Genomic DNA, 617 nt, shown 5'->3' with positions numbered 1-617 from the left:
CAAGAAGTAGGGCAATCGCAGTTGGGGGGCATTATGCCGGGCAATCCGCATTTGCGTGTTACGGGTTCGGCGAAAGTGATTTTAAATGAAGTCACCAGCAGCAAGCGCAGTGCGCTTCATGGTCCAGGAGAGGTTTTTGGGAGCCCAGCCGATGTGATTATAGCCAATCCCAATGGGATAAGCTGTGATGGTTGTGGCTTTATCAATACGCCCCATGCGACTTTAACCACAGGTGTACCCGAAATTGATGCGAGCGGTTTTTTAAAAGGCTTTGAGGTGCGAGGTGGGGATATCACCTTTGGCGCCAAGGGAGCCAATTTTTTCTCAGGCCAAGGGGCTGTTGATATTGTCGATATTGTCTCACGCACGGTGCATTTTGAAGGACCTGTTGCGGGCAAGGAGATTGGTGTGACCGCAGGGACAGGGCACTTTGATTACGCTTCACGGGAAATGAAAGAACTGACCGATATTACTGGTAAACCGGAATATGCGATAGATGGTTCTGCTTTGGGGGCTCTCCAGGCGGACAGAATAAAACTTGTGGCAACAGAAAAAGGTGTAGGGGTTCGCATGCGCCATGATATGGCAGCCAATGCGGGGCAGTTGCATCTTTCTGC

At 50.7% G+C, this 617-nt stretch carries 1 protein-coding gene; it reads left to right on the top strand.

The genetic code is table 11. From position 1 onward, the window contains the following. A partial coding sequence (locus ACFIJ7_RS09780) for a filamentous hemagglutinin N-terminal domain-containing protein (protein ID WP_375645217.1) occupies positions 1 to 617 on the top strand: 617 nt, incomplete at both ends.

The organism is Bartonella sp. MR100HLJHH, from assembly GCF_042194215.1.
Taxonomy (GTDB): Bacteria; Pseudomonadota; Alphaproteobacteria; order Rhizobiales; family Rhizobiaceae; genus Bartonella; species Bartonella grahamii.
This window is presented reverse-complemented; position numbering and strand designations above follow the sequence as displayed.